The organism is [Clostridium] clostridioforme AGR2157 (assembly GCF_000424325.1).
GTDB lineage: Bacteria > Bacillota > Clostridia > Lachnospirales > Lachnospiraceae > Enterocloster > Enterocloster clostridioformis_A.
In genome coordinates this window covers 71,021-89,205 of sequence record NZ_AUJR01000020.1, presented here as the reverse complement: position 1 = coordinate 89,205, position 18,185 = coordinate 71,021, and the positions used below count along the sequence as shown (strand labels likewise).

The following is an 18,185-nucleotide window of genomic DNA, read 5'->3' as shown; positions in this document are numbered from 1 at the left end:
AAAAGCCTGATGGAACAGACGGATGAGTGGCTGCGCCACAGAATCCGAGCGGTGTACTGGAAACAATGGAAGAAGGTACGCACAAGATATAAAATGTTGCGGGCGTTACATTTACCAGAGTGGAAGGTGCATGAGATGGCGAACTGCCGAAAGGGAGTGTGGAGAGCGGCGGGAATGCTCAACTCGGCACTCACCAAAAGAATCATAGTGGACAGACTTGGTTATCCCGATATGACTGCCCACTATCTGAAAGTCCGAGTAAACTATTGAACCGCGTAGTACCGAACGGTACGCTACGTGGTGTGGAAGGGGAGGTTAAAATCTCCCCTATCCGATGTTGTGGTTGAAAAAAGAAATATGGTCTGATATACTGAAATGGCGGGAAGTATCTTGTATACAGTATAAAGATAGAGCCGGAGTTTTCAGCCCGAAAAAGCCTTATAAAATGAGGAGACCCCGATTGTATAGCAACCGGGGCAATTATGAAAAATCTATGTGCAATTTTACTATTTATCATTTGCATATACAACTTATTCTTATGGAAATAGTATAAAAAATAAATGTGAACGAAGTGTGAATTTGTTGTAAACAGATTATGAAACATTATATATTACCATAGATGCAGAATCGAAGGAGAGAAAATGGAGCAGGAATTAAAAAGAAAGACAACGGTCATCGGCCACAGGAATCCTGATACGGATTCCATTTGTTCGGCTATCTGTTATGCCAACCTAAAACGGGCCATTACAGGGGATGCGTATATTCCGGCCAGGGCAGGCCATGTGAATGGGGAGACCAGGTTTGTCCTGGACTACTTCGGCATGGAGGAGCCTAAGCTGGTGGAGGATGTGAGGACCCAGGTAAAGGACATTGAAATCCGCAAGACCAGGGGAGTTGCGGATAAAATTTCCTTAAAAAGGGCATGGAACATCATGCAGGAAAACAATGTGGTGACCATTCCTTCCGTCAGGCCCGACGGTACCCTGGAAGGGCTTATCACGGTGGGCGATATTACAAAGACCTATATGAATATTTATGACAGCAGCATCCTGTCCAAGGCCCATACCCAGTATTCCAATATCATTGAAACACTGGAAGCCGATATTGTGGTGGGAAATGCGGACGCCTATTTTGACAAGGGAAAGGTGCTGATTGCAGCCGCCAATCCGGACCTGATGGAATTTTACATTGAACCCCACGACCTGGTCATACTGGGCAACCGTTATGAGTCCCAGCTCTGTGCCATTGAGATGGGAGCTGACTGCATCATTGTGTGTGAGGGCGCAGGCGTGTCCATGACCATCAAGAAGATTGCCCAGGACAGGGGATGCACGGTCATTGCCACCACCTACGACACATATACGGCGGCCCGTCTCATTAACCAGAGCATGCCCATCAGCTATTTCATGACCAGGGAGCATCTGATTACCTTTAACAGCGATGATTATACGGATGAAATCCGGGAGGTCATGGCCAGCAAGAGGCACCGGGATTTCCCCATACTGGACAAGGAGGGAAGGTATCTGGGAATGATTTCACGCCGGAACCTGTTGGGCGCCAGGGGCAAGCAGGTAATTCTGGTGGACCACAACGAGAAGAGCCAGGCCGTGGCAGGTATCGAGAGCGCTGAAATCATGGAAATCATCGACCATCACAGGCTGGGGACGGTCCAGACCATGGCTCCTGTGTTCTTCCGCAACCAGCCCCTGGGCTGTACGGCCACCATTATTTACCAGATGTACCTGGAAAATAAGGTGGAGATTGAGCCGAAGATTGCCGGGCTGCTGTGCAGCGCCATTGTGTCGGATACCCTGTTGTTCCGGTCCCCCACCTGCACACCGGTGGATGAGATGGCTGCCAGGTCCCTGGCAGCCATAGCCGGCCTGGATATAGAGAAGTACGCCATGGAAATGTTCGGGGCGGGAAGTAATTTAAAGGATAAGTCCGACGAGGAGATTTTCTACCAGGATTTTAAGAAGTTTTCCGTAGGCAAGGCGCTGATTGGCGTGGGACAGATTACGTCGTTAAATGATATAGAGCTGGATACCCTGAAGGAGAAGATGCTGGGATATATGGAAAAGGCCAAGGAGAGCAACAGCCTGGATATGGTATTTTTCATGCTGACCAACATACTGAAGGAATCCACGGACCTGATTTGTTATGGACAGGGCGCGGTGCAGCTGGCAGCCAAGGCGTTTCACCTGGATATGGAGGAAGCCGCGGAAAAGCCGGAACCGGTGCTGAGCCTGCCGGGAGTGGTATCCCGTAAAAAACAGCTGATTCCGGAGCTGATGCTGGCGGAGCAGGATTAGGCCCGGTAGGGGCAGGAGGATTAAGATATGTCAAAGGAATACTGGAAACCAGGCAACATGCTCTATCCGGTGCCGGCTGTTATGGTCAGCTGCGGCAGGGAGGGAGAGACCCCCAACATCATCACAGTGGCCTGGGCAGGCACCATTTGCTCGGATCCTGCCATGGTGTCCATATCCGTGCGCAAGGAGCGTTTCTCCCACAGTATCATCAGGGATACAGGAGAATTTGTCATCAATCTGGTGAATAAGCGGCTGGTCCGGGCCACGGATTACTGCGGCGTCAAATCCGGCAGGGACGTGGATAAGTTTAAGGAGACAAGGCTGACCCCACAGGCATCCAGGTATGTGAAGGCGCCGGGGGTGGAGGAAAGCCCGGTAAACATTGAGTGCAGGGTGGCGGAAGTGAAGGAGCTGGGAAGCCATGATATGTTCATTGCCAAGGTGATGGGAGTGACCATTGACAACCAGTATATGGACGACAGGGGAAAGTTCAACCTCAATGCATCCGGACTTGTGAGCTATTCCCACGGAGAGTATTTTGAGCTGGGAAAGAAGCTGGGAAGCTTTGGATATACGGTGAAGAAAACGGTTAAAAGGTCGAATGATAAGAACAGGACTTCAAGGAGGAAAAAAGCGTGAAACCGAACATTACCATGATAGGCATGCCGTCGTCGGGCAAGAGCACCATTGGGGTACTGCTGGCCAAGAGGCTGGGATTTTCCTTTGTGGACGTGGATATCGTGATACAGGAAAAGGAGGGCAGGCTTCTAAAGGAAATTATTGCGGAGGAGGGCATGGACGGATTCCTTGAAGTGGAGGAGAGAATCAATGCCGGACTGGATGTGACCCTTTCTGTCATTGCTCCCGGCGGAAGCGTCATATACGGTGAGAAGGCCATGGAGCACCTGAAGGAAATCAGTGAAGTGGTCTATCTGAAGATGAGCTATGAGGAGATGGAAAAGCGTATTGGCAATGTGGTGGACAGGGGCGTTGCACTAAAACCAGGATTTACCCTTCGGGACCTTTACAATGAGCGTGTGCCTTATTATGAGAAATATGCGGACATCACCATTGACGAGGAGGGAAAGACTCCGGGAGACACAGTGGATGCGCTGAGGGACATCATTGAGGGAATGATGGACCGCAATATGATTGAGCGCATTGTGGAGGAGCAGAAGAAGATTCTGGAGGAAAAGGACCGCAAGATAGAAGCTTATGAAGCTGAGATTGCAGCCCTTAAGGAGGAGCTTGCGCTTTTTAAGGCAGGCGGGATAGATTGACTATAATGAAAAAAGGTTCTTTCTGCTCTTTGGATTATCCGGAGAGCAGAAAGAACCTTTTTTGAATTCAGTGTGTGAACCTACAGCATTTCCATATAAGCCAGCAGCTTGTCTGCAAGGTCCAGTCCCATGTATACCAGGATTCCCAGTATGACCAGAGCTGCCGCCAGGAATACCAGCTTGTAAATCAGGTAAGCCTTGGCAAAGTCCCTCAGCTGGTTCTCCTTTTTTCCAAAAGCCAGGCAGAGCAGGTAAATCCATCCCGCGATGGGGATGTTCATGCACATGAATGTGCGAAACCAGCTTCTGGGCGGCATGCAGTAGGGATTGGCGCCTTCCCGTTTGAATTTGCCGCGGGCGGGTTTGCCCGGTTTGAGCCGTGTGGCGGCCACAGGTCCTGCTATTTTATGTAAATCAGTTTTCATCGTCCGGTCTGCCTCCTGGTCCGTAGTATTCCATGTTGTTCCACTTGAATTTCTCGCTGTTTAAGGAGGAGCGAAGCTGGTTCTGCTGAACCTGAACCTGCTGCTCGGCCTGCTTCATGGCAGCTTCCTCGGCTGCCCTGCTCTCGGCCTGGGATGCGTTCCACTGGTCCTCGGTGGGCAGGGTGGAGATACGCCTGATAGCTGCCTGAAGCCGGTCGGACAGCGCCTGCTGCTCCGGGTCGCCGGCTACCAGGGAAAGCTTTCCGATGGCATCCTGTACCAGGTCCTGGGCATCCCTTTGCTGGTATTTCAGCTCCTCCACAGCCTGAAGGGCCTGAAGAAATTCTTTTTTCCTGATATCCTTCTCCGCCTGTTTCCGGTTCTCCTCCGCCTGCTTTTCGGCCTCTTCCCTGACCCTGGCGTCGTCAATAGCCTTCTGCTTCTCGTACAGGGCAATGGTATCGCCCATCTGGCTGATGATTCCCGCGAAATAGTCGTACCGCTCTTCCACCTGTTCCAGCATGCCGGCCCGTAACTCCCCGTCGTCCAGAAGGGGCAGGCGGGAGGTGATGTCCTGGTATTGGCTCTTGACCGCATAGGTATCCTCCACCGAACTGATTTCCCTGGCAGTGAATTCCCGGATATCCTGTTCCAGCTGTTTGGTCAGCCTGGCCTGTTCCTTGTCGTGAAGGCTCTGCTGGGCGCGGAACTCAGCAGTGGTGCTGAAATAATCCTCGATACCTGTTTTGGGGTCAACCTTTCGCTCCACGGTTTCCGGTTGCTCCCAATCCCAGGGTTCTAAGCCTTCGTGAATCTGGTTCATGATATTTTTCCATATTTTTCCTGCATAAGTGCTTCCGTAGATGCCGGGCATTCTGCGGGGGATGTCGTATCCCACCCATACGGCCGTGGTGTAGTAGCGTGTATAGCCGCAGAACCAGGTATCCTTACTGCTGTTGGTGGTACCGGTCTTGCCTGCAGCAGGCATGCCGTTATCCAGCTCCAGTCCCCGCCCGGTGCCGTAGGGAGAGGTCATGGTGCCTTTCAGGATGTCGGTGAGCATGAAGGCGGAATCGTCACGGTAAACCTGCTTGGCAACAGGAGCCAAATCCTTGGTCAGGTCGCCGTCGCGCTCATGGATGATTTGGGTGATACAGGTGCGGTCATTGTAAACGCCGTAATTGGCCAGGGCGCTGTAACCCTTCGCCATGTCCACCACGCGGACGCCGTTGGTAAAGCCTCCGATACTCAGGGAAGGCACGCCGTTGTCAACGTACGTAAGCTTTTGAAACTCCATTTCTCCCAGATAGCCTAGTCCGTAGTTGACGCCGATATCCTCCAGAATCTGCCAGGCTACCGTGTTCAGGCTTCGGTTGAGGGCTTCCCGGACCGTTACGTTTCCGTGGTATTTGCCGCCGCTGTTGGAAGGTCCGTCCTCCCATTTGTGGTCATCCACCATGCGGGTGGGGTAATACTCGCCGGTGTCAAAGGCGGGGCCGTAGTCAATCAGGGGCTTGATGGTGCTGCCCGGCTGCCTGGCGCTGAGATAGGCCCGGTTAAACTGGTCCTCGCTTGTGCGGCCTCCCACGATGGCCACTACATAGTTGGACTGGTTGTCCACAATGACGCCCGCGCCCTGGAGGGCGTATTTGCCATTGTCCTGTAACTCGGTGTAGGAGGCCAGGCCCTGGTCGATATCTGCCTGAAGCATGTCCTGGAGACGGCTGTCCAGGGAGGTATATATCTTGAAGCCGCCGGCGCGTATCAGGTCGGATTTTTCCGTGTAGGCAGCGGTATAGCGGTCCATGTAGGAATTATAGTCGTCCTTGTCCTCAAAGGTGTACCGGAATTCGAAGCCGTCCTTTTTTAACAGCTCCAAAGCAGCGCAGTGGATGGCGTAGCTGCTCTGATAATTCTCGTCCGTGCCCTCGGATTCCTGTTTGACCACGGTAAGGGGCTTTGACAGGGCTTTCTCATAATCCCCATCGGACAAATCGCCTATTTCATGCATGCTCTTTAACACGTCATTGCGCTTTTCAAGGGATGCTTTTGGATGAGACACCGGGTCGTAAGCAGAAGGGCTGTTGCTGATACCTACCAGGACAGCCGCTTCCTCCACGGCCAGGTCCGCCGCATGTTTGCCGAAATAGTAACGGCTGGCAGCTTCCACGCCGTAGCACTGGTGGCCGTAGAAATTAGTATTGCAGTAGAACTCCATGATATCTGCCTTGGAGTATTTTTTCTCAATCTCAGGGGCCAGCAGGATTTCCACAATCTTACGGGTGAAGGTCTGTTCCTGGGTCAGGTATGTATTCTTAATGACCTGCTGGGTGATGGTGCTTCCTCCCTGGGTGATCTGGCCCCTGTGCTTCACAAGAGCCAGCCCGGCACGGAAGGTGGCAATCCAGTCCACGCCCGTATGGCTCTTAAAGCGCCTGTCCTCCTGAGCTATGTATGCGTTCTGAATGTTCATGCTGATGCGGGTAATATCCACATACTGGTAGTGGCCGGCATTGATAAGCCCTACCTGCCTGCCGTCCTTGTCATAAATCACGGTGTCGGACAGCATGGAGAAATCTGTGCGCTCCATCTGGGCCAGCTTGTCATAGGCCAGTTCACGGCATTGGTCCAGGTCCGGCTTTACCTTGGCGTAAATCAGCAGACACAGGATGACTCCCAATATGAACCCGGTTGTCATCACGGCCAGAAGGGCGTGGAACAGCCAGCCGGCGATGCCCAGGAGGCTGACCGCAATGTCGCGGACCACCAGAAGGTTTTTTCGTGCAGCCTGTTTCAGTGTATCTTTCATAGTCCTCTCTATCCTCTCTTGTCCTCTTCGTACCTAAAATCTGTGCAGACCAAAGCATATCATGAGGTGAACATATGCCTGTCCGGGAAAAGGCGTGGCGTCAATGGGACTGGTAAGTTTTGCCAGCCCCTCAGACCATTGATATTATAAGCCGAAATGGAAAAAAAGGATAGGGAAAGAATGAAAATAAACAGACTTTCCCTGAACTTTAAAATAGAGTATTGGCGAAACGACATTAATGTAATAAATAACCCTTGATATATTGGCGAAACGCCGATATAATAATAACTGTAGGAATATAGTTATTCTTCCATATATTTTATGAATGCCAGGACGGCTTTGGCCTGTTCGTCACTCATTTTGTCCAGCCGCATGATTATGTTCTGCTTTATGGCAGACCTTGTGAATGCCGGTATGTGGTCATTGGCCCAGAAGTCCAGAGGAACACCGAAATAAGCGGATAGCTTGCGCAGCGTTGTCAGTTTAAGCCCCTCATATCCCTTCTTGTACCATCCGTCGATGGTGGTATAGGGGATATCGCAGGCTTTGGACAGCGTGCTTTTATTTAAATGGTTCTGTTCCATGAGATGGTTTAGTTTTTCCAGAAAATCCAAATGTATCACCTCCATTCCTGGAATATTTTAACATGTATAGGTTTGTTAGACAAGGAAAAAGTTACCCATGAGCGTAGAAATGGCTTGACAAATTACGATTAAGGGTATATATTTGAATTAAGAATTACCCCTAGGGGTAAGAGAGGGGCGGCAAAATGTTTATGAATCTTAGGAAAGCCCTGGATAGAAAGTGTATTTCCCTAAGGGAATACGCAGATTTTTTGGGCATAAGTGAGGCGTCTGTACAGGATAAACTGGAGGGCTGCAAGGACTTTACATACTGGGAGTTCAGGAGGACTTGTGACCTGCTTCTGCCGGAATATAATGCGGACTTTTTGTTTGCGGAGACTATCCTGGAAAACCGTTCTGCCTGAGCAGCCGTCCGACAATTTCCATACGGCATACGGGAGGAAGGGGACTTCTGAGCCTGTTGGAGATGCAGCCACGAAACAACATCATATTGTAATGGAGGAGTGTATGAACGGAGAGAAGAAAGAGGTTCCAAAAGGCACGCTTGGACGGGTTGAACTGTATTGTCTGTCAATTGGTCAGGTAATTGGGGCCGGTGTAATTACGCTGGTGGGGCCGGCTATTACTGCAACCGGATACTCTGCATGGCTGGCGTATCTTCTGGCTATCATTCTGGGATTTTTTACCATATTCCCGCTTATTTTTATCTGCGGTACCCTCCGGCTGGGAGGCGGCTATTACTCCCTGATTGGAGCGCTGACCAGTAAGACGTTAGCTGGAATGTATGCATTTGCGCAGCTGACAAAACTTTTGGGCATCTCGTTGTTTGCGGTGAGCCTGGGAGTGTATGTCCGGTCTTTATTTCCACAGGTCAACACCACGGTCTGCGGGGTGGCATTCCTGACATTTTTCTATGTGGTGAACCTGTGCGGGATTGATATGATGGCCAAAATACAGAAATACATGACATGGGTGTTGATTGCAGCCTTGCTCATGTTCATTGTTTTTGGCCTGTTGCATTACAACCACCCGGTATTTGATATCACCCATCAGAATTTCCTTACAAACGGCGCTGCCGGTTTGTGGACTGCCAGTTTTCTTTTTGTATATTCAACCACAGGTTATTCCATGACCATGAATTATGGCTCTGCGGCCAGAAATCCTCAGCGGGATATTCCATGGGCCCTGATTCTGTCCGTTCCCACACTGGTGATTCTGTACTGTGGTGTCGCGGCAGCGGGAAGCTGCGTCCTTCCCATGGAAGAGGTCATGGACCAGCCGCTGACCCTGGTGGCCCGTGTGGCACTCCCGAAAGTTCTGTTCATCGCATTCATAATCGGCGGTCCCATCATGGCACTGCTGACAACGATGAATTCCACCATGCCGGCAAGCTGCCTACCCATCATGGAGTCCTGTAAGGACGGGTGGCTTCCTAAATCCTTTGGGAAGGAAAACAAAAGGGGTGTGGCCTGGAAAATCATGACATTGAACTATCTGCTGGGACTGGTTCCCCTGCTGCTGGGGTTCAATGTGAATACCATTACCAACAATATAATGCTCCTTAATTCATGCATGTATCTCATGTGTTATTATGCATATTTTCAGATGCCTAAGAAGTATCCCGACGCCTGGAAACGGTCCAGGTGGCATGTGGCGGACCATGTGTATTATCTGGTATGTGCCGTGGGGCTCGTGGGGCAGTGCGCCATTCTGGTGAACTCCGCTTTTGCCCTGACACCGGTCATAGCCATTGTAAGTATTGCGGCCATTGTCATATGCTGCGTCCTGGGGATACTGCGCTCCAGAAGCCCGGAAGTCACGGTGAGTACGACAATCTGGGAGGATTAGAGGGGGTCTGATGGATATATTAAAGCTGATGATAGTATCTTATCATCGGCATGGACCCTCTGGACAATGAGGTTGTCTGGGATACTCTCTACAAAAATACTTTCTGGGGACAGAATGGCGGTCCCGTGGTATTTGCCGGCATCAGCGCCATTGACTTTGCGCTTTGGGATATACGGGGCAAGTTTTTTAACGTACCGGTATACAAGCTGTTAGGCGGTAAGAAGCAGGACAATCTGCGCTGCTACGCAAGCCAGCTCCAGTTCGGTTGGAGCGACCACTGGGAGGAAGCCAGGGATACGGAGGAATACGCGGCAAATGCCAGAAAAGCGGTGGAGGAAGGATACGACGCCATTAAGATTGACTTCTTTACCTTTGATAAGAAGGATGGCAGGAGGTTTGATAAGGTTACGGAGACCACAGGTATCTTAAAGCAGTATTATGTGGGCCTGGTAGAAGAGCGTGTGGCGGCTGTGCGTGAAGCAGTGGGACTGGATGTGGACATCATCATGGAGAACCATTCTGTTCCGGATGCCAACGGGGCAGTACAGCTGGCAAGGGAGAGGTATAACATATTCTATTTTGAGGAGCCCAACACACCAAGTCCCAAAACCGCAAAATTCATCGCGGACCACATTAATATCCCCATATCCCATGGAGAGAGGGTATACTCCAGATGGCAGTACGCACAGTATTTTGAGAACATGTCCGTGCAGGTAATACAGCCGGATCTGGGTAACTGCGGCGGTATCACTGAAGGCAAGAAAATCTGTGATATGGCTCATGTATATGACATATCCGTACAGGCTCATGTATGTGCGGGACCACTTTCCACAGCGGCCGCCCTGCAACTGGAGTGTGTGATTCCCAACTTCATCATCCATGAACACCACAGGAACGCCCTGCTTCCGCATAACAGGGAGCTGTGCATCTATGATTACCAGCCTGTAAATGGAAAATATAAGGTTCCGGAACTGCCCGGACTGGGGAATGAATTCTCAGAGAAAGCACTGACCTGCTGCGATAAGATTACGGTTGAATAAGGAAAAGGATAGGGGCGCTGTACCAGATAAAACGGGTACGGCGCCCCTGCTGTGTATCAGTTTTTCCGCATAAGGAAATGAAGGGTATGGGAGGGTATTCCCATGCCCTTTTCCTGCATCTCGGTAAAGGCAGCCAGAACACGTCCGATTTCCGCTTCGCCGGAGGGAACCAGATGGTTATCCAGGGTGATGGTGAGTACGGTCAGTACAATCTGGGCTGTCTCCTCCGGATAGGTGCACTGGATGGAGCCCTCGCGGATTCCCTGGCGGATGATGTCAGCCAGGATGGGCTTCAGCTTGGTGATGATGATCCGTGCGAACTTCTGATGGATGAAGGCGCTTTCCTGCTGTTCGTTAAAGGTTCGCATCTCCTCCTGGCGCCTGAGTTCCTTGGAGGAATCCAGGCAGGCGTGGTATATGATTTCTAACTTCTTAAAGGCTTCCAGGTGGGAAGCGGCGGCTAATTCCCTGCCTTCGTCCAGCACCCGCGAGTAATTCCTTTCTATGACAGCGTCCATGATATCGTTCTTGGAAGAAAAATAGTAATAGATACTTCCTTTCCCAATACCGGCTTTTTGGGCAATATCACTGACGGAAATAGCCTGGACATTGGCTGAACCCATAAGTTCCTGCATGGCATCCAGTATCATCTCCTTTTTACTATGGTTTTGCATAAAAAATCCTCGTTATTTTCTTTAGAATACATCCAAGTATAGCAGAATATAAATGAAAACGCCAGACTTGACTGGCGGTCGAAAACGTGTTATGTTTAGCTTGAGTCTGATTCGACCACTGGTCGAAAAGCAGGAGAACAAGGTCCGGGAGGAAACCCCATGATTTATCTGGCTTCATATGAACCCGGCGTCAGTCTTCATAACCGGGAGCAGGAACATATACTGGGCAGGAGCTTGCTGAACTTCGCTCTTATGAAGGAGTATGGACGAACCTGGGAGGTGGAGCAGGAGACTGGTTCAAAACCGTATCTTAAGGGAGCAAAAGGCGTGGAATTTAATATCAGCCATACAAAGGGTCTGGTGGTCTGCGCTGTCGCGGACAGCGTACTGGGCGTGGATACAGAGGAGATTCGTCCGTTTAAGGCAAGCCTGATGAGGCGCATGTGTTCTGAAGCAGAGCGCGGTTTTGTGCTGGCAGGAAGGTCTGAGGCGGAGCGGCAGGAACGGTTTTTCCGGCTGTGGACGCTTAAGGAGAGCTTTGTCAAGGCCATTGGCAGGGGGCTGGCCTTTCCGCTGAGGAACATCACATTTTCCCTGGAGGAGGGCGCTGTAAAAGGGAGTATTCCGGGCTGGCGTTTTTACCAGTCCAGGGTTTACCAATCATATATTATATCCGTCTGCGTGGCGGACGAAAAAGGAGAGGCAGTATGAGTTATGAAGAAGTATTTGCAAAGGTAAAGGAAATTTTCATGAAGGCCGATGTGAGCAGGGTAGAGGAACATCTGGCCTTTCAGTTCAATATTATGGGAGAGGGCGAAGGCGCGTTCTATGCAGAGGTTAAGAATGGCAGCCTGAGCGTGGAGCCATATGAGTATTATGACAGGGATGCAAAGTTTATCTGTTCCGCTGATACACTCATGAAGCTGGCATCGGGAAAGCTGGACCCGGTCTTTGCATTTACCACAGGAAAACTGAAGGTTGAGGGAAGTCTGGAAAAGGCTCTGATGTTACAGAAGTTTGTGTAGGCAGGTGCATGTGCGGCGCCGGGAAACCGGGCAGCGCACGGTAAAGGAGTGAGGTATATGGGAATCAAAGGATGGATACTGGGACTGGCAGCAGCAGGAGCAGCGGGAGAATACGGCATAGCACGGTATTTCTTCCATCGGACCGTGGTCCGGGGAAATGCAAAGCGCGACAGGACCCGGAAGATGGCAGGCACGGACTGGGACGCTTATATTCCGGGTATCCGCGCCAGCAGGGAATGGCTGGCAGGGCAGCCTCAGGAAGAGGTGTACATAACATCCGGGGACGGACTCAGGCTCCACGGCACGTTTTTTTGCTGTGAAGGTTCCAGGAAGGCAGTGGTGTGCTTTCACGGCTATACCAGCGAAGGACTCAACGACTACACATCCATTGCAAAGTTTTATCTGAACCAGGGCTTCAGCCTGATGGTGGTGGATGAGAGGGCTCACGGCAAAAGCGAGGGCACCTATATCGGCTTTGGCTGTCTGGACCGCTATGACGCCAGGCAGTGGATGGAGTATATGGTGGAGCGGCTGGGAGAGGACTGCGAGCTGATGCTCCACGGCATTTCCATGGGAGCGGCTACCGTGCTGATGTCCACGGGTCTGAATCTTCCAAAGCAGGTCAGGGCCGCTGTGTCAGACTGTGCCTTTACCTCTGCCTGGGAAGTATTCAGCCATGTGCTGAGGAGTATGTACCATATGCCGGCTTTTCCCGTGATGCAGATTGCGGACCGCATGGCCAGGAGTGAGACCGGATATGGTTTGGATGAATGCAATGCCAGGGAAGAGGTAAAGAAGGCCCGTATTCCCATCCTGTTCATCCATGGGGACAAGGACACCTTTGTGCCCTGTTCCATGGTGTATGAGCTGTACGGGGCCTGCGCGTCGCCTAAGGAGCTGTTAGTCATACCGGGGGCCAGCCATGCAGAGGCTTACTATAAGGATACGGACCGCTATGAACATGCAATTGAGGAACTGATTGCCCGCGTTTTTGGAAAAGAGGAGAACAAAGTATGAAGACAAGGAAAGGCTACAGGGTATACCCGCTGACATCAGCGCAGAAGCTTCACTTTTACTGCCTGAAATACTGCCCTAAGAAGCAGGTGCTGAACATTGGTTCCAGCCTGACCATTCAGGTGGACCTGGACTGGGACGTGCTTAAAAGCTGCATTCAGGAGGCCATTGCCCGCTGCGATACCATGCGCCTGCGCTTTACCCATGACAAGGATGGCAACGTCTACCAGTATGTGGTGAAGGAGGAGACAAAGGAAATCGAACACTTTGACTTCACCGGCTGGAAGGAGGAGGACGCGGAGGGGAAGCTTCGGGAGTGGACCGAGATTCCCTTTGAGCGGTACGATTCCCCCATGCACCACATTGTGATGATTAAGATGCCGGATGGGTACCAGGGCCTTTACATCTGTGTGGACCACATGACCATGGATGCCCAGTCCCTGATTCTGTTCTTCCGGGATGTAATTGAACTGTACGCCAGCAGGTTTTATGACGAGGTGGACCATCCAAAGGAAATGTCTTCCTATATCAAGCAGCTGGAAAAGGACCTGGCCTATGAGGCCGGAAGCAGGGCATGTGAAAAAGACAGGAAGTTTTTCCAGGAACTGATTGCTTCCTCCGAACCCATCTTCACGGACATCTACGGTCCAAAGAAGCTGTTAGATGAGAGAAAGGCTGCCCACAACCCGAAGCTGAGAGCAGCCACCAACACATCCGATAATGTGGAGGCCAATATCACCAACTTCCATCTGGAAGGGGAGCCTTCCGGCCAACTGCTGGATTTTTGTGAGAAATACGGCATTTCCATGACCTGCCTTCTCTTAATGGGCCTTCGGACCTATCTCCAGAAGGAAAATGACCAGGATGACGTTTCCATCACCACTACCATTTCCAGGCGGGCCACCCTGGCGGAGAAGCGCTGTGGCGGAAGCAGGATTCATTGTTTCCCGTTCAGGACCATTGTGCCCAGGGAGGACACCTTCATGGAGGGCCTGATTAAGATAAGGGATGCTCAGAACCAGTATTTCCGCCATGCGGATTACAGCCCGTCGGAGTATTTCAACTACAGGCGTGATTATTATAAGCTTAAGGACGGACAGACCTATGAGCCCTTAAGCCTTACCTATCAGCCCCTGGCCATGAAGTACAACGGTCCTGGCCTGGACAAGCTGGGCGACATCAAGTATAAGACTGCCCGCTATTCCAACGGCGTGGCTGCCCACACCCTGTACCTCACCGTGAGCCACAGGGCAGAGGACAATGGCCTGGACTTTGGTTTTGAGTACCAGACCGGCGTGGTGACGCCGGAGAAGCTGGAGTGTATTTATTACTACCTGTGCAGAATCATATTCCGGGGCGTGGAAGACCCGGAGCGCACGGTAGGGGAAATCATAGAGATGGTGTAAAAAAGAGGAGGATTACAAGGATATGTTTGAGGAATTAAAGGAAATCATCTGTGAGTATGTGGATGTGGCGCCGGAGACCATTGAGGAGAATTCCAGGTTTATTGAGGACCTGGGCTTCAATTCCTATGACTTCATGAGCATGGTAGGTGAGATTGAGGAGAAATTCGACGTGGAGGTAGAGGAACGGGAAGTGGTCAATGTAAAGACCGTAAAGGATGCAGTGGATTATATCCAGTCCCTGCAGGCAGAGTAGGCCGAAAAGGCAGGAGGAAGATATGGCAGCAGAGACATTAAGGGATGTAATCCGGCACGGCGCAGAGACTTATGGAGAGCAGACAGCATTCCGGTACAAGGTAAAAAAGGAAATCATTGATAAGTCATACAATGAGGTGAACCTGGATTCCATGGCCGTAAGCCGCGCCGTGGAGGCCCTTGGGATGAAGGGGAAGCATATCGCCGTCATAGGCACTACCAGCTACCAGTGGATTACTGCCTATTTTGGAATAGTGAACAGCGGCAGCGTGGCAGTGCCCATCGACGCACAGCTTCCGGCAGAAGCCATCTATGAGCTCTTAAACAGGGCGGATGTGGAAATGCTGGTGTACGATGAACTGCACTCTGACGTGGCAGGAGCTGTCCGTGAGAAATGTCCGGGCATCAGGCACGTGGTATCCATGCAGGCCCCGGATACAGTGGGGGATGTGCTATCACTGTCCCGTCTGATAGCTGAAAATGCCGGTACATATGAGACAGAGCTTGCCGGCGGCCAGCTCTGCACCATACTCTTTACCTCAGGCACCACCGGAAAGAGCAAGGGAGTCATGCTGAGCCACAGGAACCTGACGGACAATGCTGTCTGCCTGGACATGAAGATACCTGCGGGAACCGTGTCCATGACCCTGCTGCCCATCAACCATGTTTACTGCCTGACCATGGACATCATAAAGGGGCTTTATATAGGAATGATTATCTGCATCAATGATTCCATTATGCATGTACAGCGCAATATGAAGCTGTTCAAGCCGGAAATCGTGCTGCTGGTGCCCCTTGTCATTGAGTCCATCTACGGAAAGTTAAAGGATGCCGGAAGCCTGATTCCCAAAAAGATGGTGGCAAAGGCTGCCTTTGGGGGCAACTTAAGAATCATATGCAGCGGCGGGGCTTACCTGGACCCGGCCTACGTAGACCGTTTCAAAGAATATGGCATCACCATCCTTCAGGGCTACGGCATGACTGAGTGCTCGCCGGTTATCAGCACCAACCTGGAATGGGAGAATAAGAAGGGTTCCGTTGGAAAACTTCTTCCCAACTGCGAGGCCAAGGTGGTGGATGAGGAAATCTGGGTAAGGGGCTCCAGCGTCATGCAGGGTTATTACAAGATGCCTGAGCAGACTGCCGAGACTCTGGAGGACGGATGGCTTAAGACCGGAGACTTAGGGTATGTGGATGAGGACAATTTCGTCTATATCACAGGCCGCCGCAAAAACCTGATTATCCTGGCCAACGGTGAAAATGTGTCTCCGGAGGAGCTGGAGAACGAGCTGAGCCGTTCGGAACTGGTGAAGGAAATCCTGGTTCGGGAAAAGGATAAGATTATAGAGGCGGAAGTATTTCCGGATTACGAGTATGCAAAGAAAAAGCATATTAAGGATATCCGGGGAACGCTTCAGGAATTGATTGACGGGTTTAATAAGGATATGCCGGTCTATAAGCGAATCTACAGCCTGATTGTCAGGGAGACGGAGTTTGAGAAGACGCCGTCAAAGAAAATTAAAAGATTTTAGGACGTGTTTACCCTATAAATAAACATTGTACCGTACGTTATGGGCGGCTTAGCGGAAATCAGAGATATATTCTGTTTTCCTGCTAACCGCTTTTTTGATGCCCGGAAAGGTAAAAAGAGTACTATAAAAAGTAAAAGCTGTCCATTCTAAAAGTCATTTCCTGCCCTATCCGGCATCCGGAAAGAAAATCCGGGCAGAAATCAGTCAAAATCATACGGTTTTCCATCAATTTATTTTATTCATCCCGGAACTGAAAAAAGATATAATCTAAAACGTGTTCAGATGGAGGGATGAAATGGACCAGGATTTTTTTTACCGGCTGCTCTCCTCCCAGGGAGTATCGGGCAGGGAGACAAATATCCAGAAAACAGCGGCTGGAAGGCGCCACTGCCGGAGCTGTTAAGGGATAACGGAAATGCTGTAAAGAAATGCTGCTGGGAAGTTCAAGGGAAGTGCTTTGTGACAAGGCTGTAGAAAGATGCTGCGAGGGAAGGTATGATGGGTTTGAGACATTTAACCATATGGATTTGCGTCATGACCGCGGTTCTTGGAATAGGGGCATGCAGGAGGGCGGCGGGATCAAGCCCATGGGCGGAAACGGGCATATCCGCATCCGGATTGGGCCGGAGGAGGGCGGCCGGATGAAAATTCAGGTCCGGGACAACGGCGTGGGCATAGATGCGCTCACCTTGTTAAAACTTCAGGACTATCATAAAATATGGAATATTGATATTGATGTGTCGGGAACCGGGATTGGCCTGATTGGCACCATACAGAGAATCGTACTGATATACGGTGAACAGGCATCCTACCAGATTAGAAGCGTGCCGGAGGGCGGAACGGAAATCACTTCCAGAGCCTGGCTGAAAAGGAACGGGTTATGACGTTGCTGAGAAAACATAGTCCGGCATATGTAAAGGGGGATTCTGCCACGACATCGGAGATTGCAGGGCACATGGACGCAGCGGTTCAGAATGGAGCATGGATCTTGCGGACTGTGGATGGCCTTCCAATTTAATGATGATTTTGCGACACCCTCTTTTATTTTGCAGAAAACCAGGAAATGATAAAGAAACAAGGAACGTTTTATTGTACATAATACACAAATTACCCGTCAAAAACTTGTGTATTATAGCGCCCTGATTTAAAAAGGATGAAAGAACTTACTGAACAACCAAGTACTATTGAAATTAAAATCAAACCTGCTATACTAAAGCTACAAGAGATGAGCGACCAGAACAAACAAGCCGCTAAGTACTTATAACAAGCTAAGTGCTCATAACAAGGAGGAACGCATATGAACGAAAAAGTAGAGAGCCTGAAGGGGAAACTGATTGTATCCTGCCAGGCCCTGCCCCATGAGCCGCTTCATTCGTCCTTTATCATGGGCCGGATGGCCCTGGCAGCAAAGGAGGGCGGAGCATTCGGCATCCGTGCCAACACCAAGGAGGACATCGCTGAAATCCAGGCTCAGGTTGACCTGCCTGTCATCGGCATCGTGAAACGGGACTACGAGGACAGCAAGGTATACATCACGCCTACCATGAAGGAAGTCAACGAGCTGATGGAAGTCAAACCGGAAATCATTGCCCTGGACGCCACTGCGGACCTGCGGCCGGGCGGCAGGACCCTGGATGAATTTTACAGGGAAATCCGGAAAAGCTATCCGGACCAGCTGCTGATGGCAGACTGCTCTACTGTGGAGGAAGCCCTTCACGCCGACCAGCTGGGATTTGACTTTATCGGAACCACACTGGTGGGATATACGGACCACAGCAGAAACCTTAAAATTGAATCCAATGATTTTGAAATCATCCGTCAGATTGTGGCAAAGGTAAAACACCGAGTCATTGCGGAGGGGAACATCAACACGCCGGAAAAGGCAAAGAGGGTCATTGAACTGGGGGCCTTCAGCGTGGTGGTAGGTTCCAGCATCACCAGGCCCCAGCTGATTACAAAGTCCTTTGCAGAGGCGCTGGATTAG

18 protein-coding genes and 1 pseudogene are annotated in these 18,185 nt (G+C 50.8%); 15 read left to right on the top strand and 4 right to left on the bottom strand.

The window, feature by feature from the left end; translation table 11 throughout:
- The 4 genes and pseudogenes from G614_RS31710 to G614_RS0110480 form a co-directional block, all read left to right on the top strand.
- A pseudogene (locus tag G614_RS31710) lies at positions 1 to 270 on the top strand (maturase); the annotation flags it as partial.
- Between the two features lie 371 nt (positions 271 to 641).
- Positions 642 to 2,312, top strand: a complete 1,671-nt coding sequence (locus G614_RS0110490; RefSeq protein WP_027641897.1) for a putative manganese-dependent inorganic diphosphatase — start codon at positions 642 to 644, stop codon at positions 2,310 to 2,312.
- Between the two features lie 27 nt (positions 2,313 to 2,339).
- Positions 2,340 to 2,951: a flavin reductase family protein gene (locus G614_RS0110485; RefSeq protein WP_027641896.1), complete on the top strand. Its 612-nt coding sequence runs from the start codon at positions 2,340 to 2,342 to the stop codon at positions 2,949 to 2,951.
- Complete coding sequence (locus G614_RS0110480) at positions 2,948 to 3,592, top strand: shikimate kinase (RefSeq protein ID WP_027641895.1); 645 nt, start codon at positions 2,948 to 2,950, stop codon at positions 3,590 to 3,592. Before G614_RS0110485 ends, G614_RS0110480 begins: the two co-directional genes overlap by 4 nt.
- Positions 3,593 to 3,672: 80 nt before the next feature.
- On the opposite strand, the gene G614_RS0110475 is transcribed toward G614_RS0110480, so the two are convergent.
- The 3 genes from G614_RS0110475 to G614_RS0110465 all read right to left on the bottom strand — a co-directional run bounded on the left by G614_RS0110475 (position 3,673) and on the right by G614_RS0110465 (position 7,449).
- Positions 3,673 to 4,017: a hypothetical protein gene (locus G614_RS0110475; protein WP_027641894.1), complete on the bottom strand. Its 345-nt coding sequence runs from the start codon at positions 4,015 to 4,017 to the stop codon at positions 3,673 to 3,675.
- Positions 4,007 to 6,826, bottom strand: coding sequence for a transglycosylase domain-containing protein (locus G614_RS0110470; protein WP_027641893.1), 2,820 nt, complete (start codon positions 6,824 to 6,826; stop codon positions 4,007 to 4,009). The genes G614_RS0110475 and G614_RS0110470 overlap by 11 nt, the downstream gene beginning before the upstream one ends.
- Before the next feature lie 302 nt (positions 6,827 to 7,128).
- Positions 7,129 to 7,449 (bottom strand): helix-turn-helix domain-containing protein, encoded by a 321-nt coding sequence (locus tag G614_RS0110465; RefSeq protein ID WP_242828055.1) that lies wholly within the window; start codon positions 7,447 to 7,449, stop codon positions 7,129 to 7,131.
- 152 nt (positions 7,450 to 7,601) lie between these two features.
- Here G614_RS0110465 and G614_RS0110460 point away from each other — a divergent pair, with 152 nt between their 5' ends.
- From G614_RS0110460 to G614_RS27250, 3 genes are all read left to right on the top strand, one after another.
- The gene (locus tag G614_RS0110460) at positions 7,602 to 7,814 is read left to right on the top strand and encodes a DNA-binding protein (RefSeq protein WP_242828054.1); all 213 of its coding nucleotides are present in this window, start codon (positions 7,602 to 7,604) and stop codon (positions 7,812 to 7,814) included.
- A 103-nt stretch (positions 7,815 to 7,917) separates the two neighbouring features.
- Positions 7,918 to 9,258 carry an APC family permease gene (locus tag G614_RS0110455; protein ID WP_027641890.1) on the top strand — a complete coding sequence of 447 codons (1,341 nt, stop codon included), beginning with the start codon at positions 7,918 to 7,920 and terminating at the stop codon, positions 9,256 to 9,258.
- Positions 9,259 to 9,308: 50 nt separating this feature from the next.
- Complete coding sequence (locus G614_RS27250; RefSeq protein ID WP_330366839.1) at positions 9,309 to 10,298, top strand: mandelate racemase/muconate lactonizing enzyme family protein; 990 nt, start codon at positions 9,309 to 9,311, stop codon at positions 10,296 to 10,298.
- A 56-nt stretch (positions 10,299 to 10,354) separates the two neighbouring features.
- On the opposite strand, the gene G614_RS0110445 is transcribed toward G614_RS27250, so the two are convergent.
- A complete protein-coding gene (locus G614_RS0110445; protein ID WP_027641889.1) occupies positions 10,355 to 10,972 on the bottom strand; it encodes a TetR/AcrR family transcriptional regulator in 618 nt (205 codons plus the stop codon).
- A 159-nt stretch (positions 10,973 to 11,131) separates the two neighbouring features.
- Here G614_RS0110445 and G614_RS0110435 point away from each other — a divergent pair, with 159 nt between their 5' ends.
- From G614_RS0110435 to G614_RS0110390, 8 genes are all read left to right on the top strand, one after another.
- A complete protein-coding gene (locus G614_RS0110435) occupies positions 11,132 to 11,683 on the top strand; it encodes a 4'-phosphopantetheinyl transferase family protein (RefSeq protein WP_027641888.1) in 552 nt (183 codons plus the stop codon).
- A complete protein-coding gene (locus tag G614_RS0110430) occupies positions 11,680 to 11,997 on the top strand; it encodes an SCP2 sterol-binding domain-containing protein (protein ID WP_027641887.1) in 318 nt (105 codons plus the stop codon). The genes G614_RS0110435 and G614_RS0110430 overlap by 4 nt, the downstream gene beginning before the upstream one ends.
- A gap of 57 nt (positions 11,998 to 12,054) precedes the next feature.
- A complete protein-coding gene (locus tag G614_RS0110425) occupies positions 12,055 to 13,014 on the top strand; it encodes an alpha/beta hydrolase (RefSeq protein WP_027641886.1) in 960 nt (319 codons plus the stop codon).
- The gene (locus G614_RS0110420) at positions 13,011 to 14,417 is read left to right on the top strand and encodes a condensation domain-containing protein (protein ID WP_027641885.1); all 1,407 of its coding nucleotides are present in this window, start codon (positions 13,011 to 13,013) and stop codon (positions 14,415 to 14,417) included. Before G614_RS0110425 ends, G614_RS0110420 begins: the two co-directional genes overlap by 4 nt.
- Before the next feature lie 22 nt (positions 14,418 to 14,439).
- A complete protein-coding gene (locus G614_RS0110415; RefSeq protein WP_027641884.1) occupies positions 14,440 to 14,670 on the top strand; it encodes an acyl carrier protein in 231 nt (76 codons plus the stop codon).
- A 22-nt stretch (positions 14,671 to 14,692) separates the two neighbouring features.
- The gene (locus tag G614_RS0110410; RefSeq protein ID WP_027641883.1) at positions 14,693 to 16,201 is read left to right on the top strand and encodes an AMP-dependent synthetase/ligase; all 1,509 of its coding nucleotides are present in this window, start codon (positions 14,693 to 14,695) and stop codon (positions 16,199 to 16,201) included.
- 428 nt (positions 16,202 to 16,629) lie between these two features.
- The gene (locus G614_RS0110400) at positions 16,630 to 17,085 is read left to right on the top strand and encodes a sensor histidine kinase (protein ID WP_027641882.1); all 456 of its coding nucleotides are present in this window, start codon (positions 16,630 to 16,632) and stop codon (positions 17,083 to 17,085) included.
- A gap of 413 nt (positions 17,086 to 17,498) precedes the next feature.
- Positions 17,499 to 18,185: an N-acetylmannosamine-6-phosphate 2-epimerase gene (locus G614_RS0110390; protein ID WP_027641881.1), complete on the top strand. Its 687-nt coding sequence runs from the start codon at positions 17,499 to 17,501 to the stop codon at positions 18,183 to 18,185.

What these genes read in the sequence shown, in the direction of transcription:
- G614_RS0110430 (WP_027641887.1), top strand. Translation starts at nt 11,680, where the DNA reads ATGAGTTATGAAGAAGTATTTGCAAAGGTAAAGGAAATTTTCATGAAG.
- G614_RS0110435 (WP_027641888.1), top strand. Translation starts at nt 11,132, where the DNA reads ATGATTTATCTGGCTTCATATGAACCCGGCGTCAGTCTTCATAACCGG.
- G614_RS0110420 (WP_027641885.1), top strand. Translation starts at nt 13,011, where the DNA reads ATGAAGACAAGGAAAGGCTACAGGGTATACCCGCTGACATCAGCGCAG.
- G614_RS0110410 (WP_027641883.1), top strand. Translation starts at nt 14,693, where the DNA reads ATGGCAGCAGAGACATTAAGGGATGTAATCCGGCACGGCGCAGAGACT.
- G614_RS0110400 (WP_027641882.1), top strand. Translation starts at nt 16,630, where the DNA reads ATGCTGCTGGGAAGTTCAAGGGAAGTGCTTTGTGACAAGGCTGTAGAA.
- G614_RS0110455 (WP_027641890.1), top strand. Translation starts at nt 7,918, where the DNA reads ATGAACGGAGAGAAGAAAGAGGTTCCAAAAGGCACGCTTGGACGGGTT.
- G614_RS27250 (WP_330366839.1), top strand. Translation starts at nt 9,309, where the DNA reads ATGGACCCTCTGGACAATGAGGTTGTCTGGGATACTCTCTACAAAAAT.
- G614_RS0110460 (WP_242828054.1), top strand. Translation starts at nt 7,602, where the DNA reads ATGAATCTTAGGAAAGCCCTGGATAGAAAGTGTATTTCCCTAAGGGAA.
- G614_RS0110390 (WP_027641881.1), top strand. Translation starts at nt 17,499, where the DNA reads ATGAACGAAAAAGTAGAGAGCCTGAAGGGGAAACTGATTGTATCCTGC.
- G614_RS0110490 (WP_027641897.1), top strand. Translation starts at nt 642, where the DNA reads ATGGAGCAGGAATTAAAAAGAAAGACAACGGTCATCGGCCACAGGAAT.
- G614_RS0110415 (WP_027641884.1), top strand. Translation starts at nt 14,440, where the DNA reads ATGTTTGAGGAATTAAAGGAAATCATCTGTGAGTATGTGGATGTGGCG.
- G614_RS0110475 (WP_027641894.1), bottom strand. Translation starts at nt 4,017, where the DNA reads ATGAAAACTGATTTACATAAAATAGCAGGACCTGTGGCCGCCACACGG.
- G614_RS0110445 (WP_027641889.1), bottom strand. Translation starts at nt 10,972, where the DNA reads ATGCAAAACCATAGTAAAAAGGAGATGATACTGGATGCCATGCAGGAA.
- G614_RS0110470 (WP_027641893.1), bottom strand. Translation starts at nt 6,826, where the DNA reads ATGAAAGATACACTGAAACAGGCTGCACGAAAAAACCTTCTGGTGGTC.
- G614_RS0110425 (WP_027641886.1), top strand. Translation starts at nt 12,055, where the DNA reads ATGGGAATCAAAGGATGGATACTGGGACTGGCAGCAGCAGGAGCAGCG.
- G614_RS0110485 (WP_027641896.1), top strand. Translation starts at nt 2,340, where the DNA reads ATGTCAAAGGAATACTGGAAACCAGGCAACATGCTCTATCCGGTGCCG.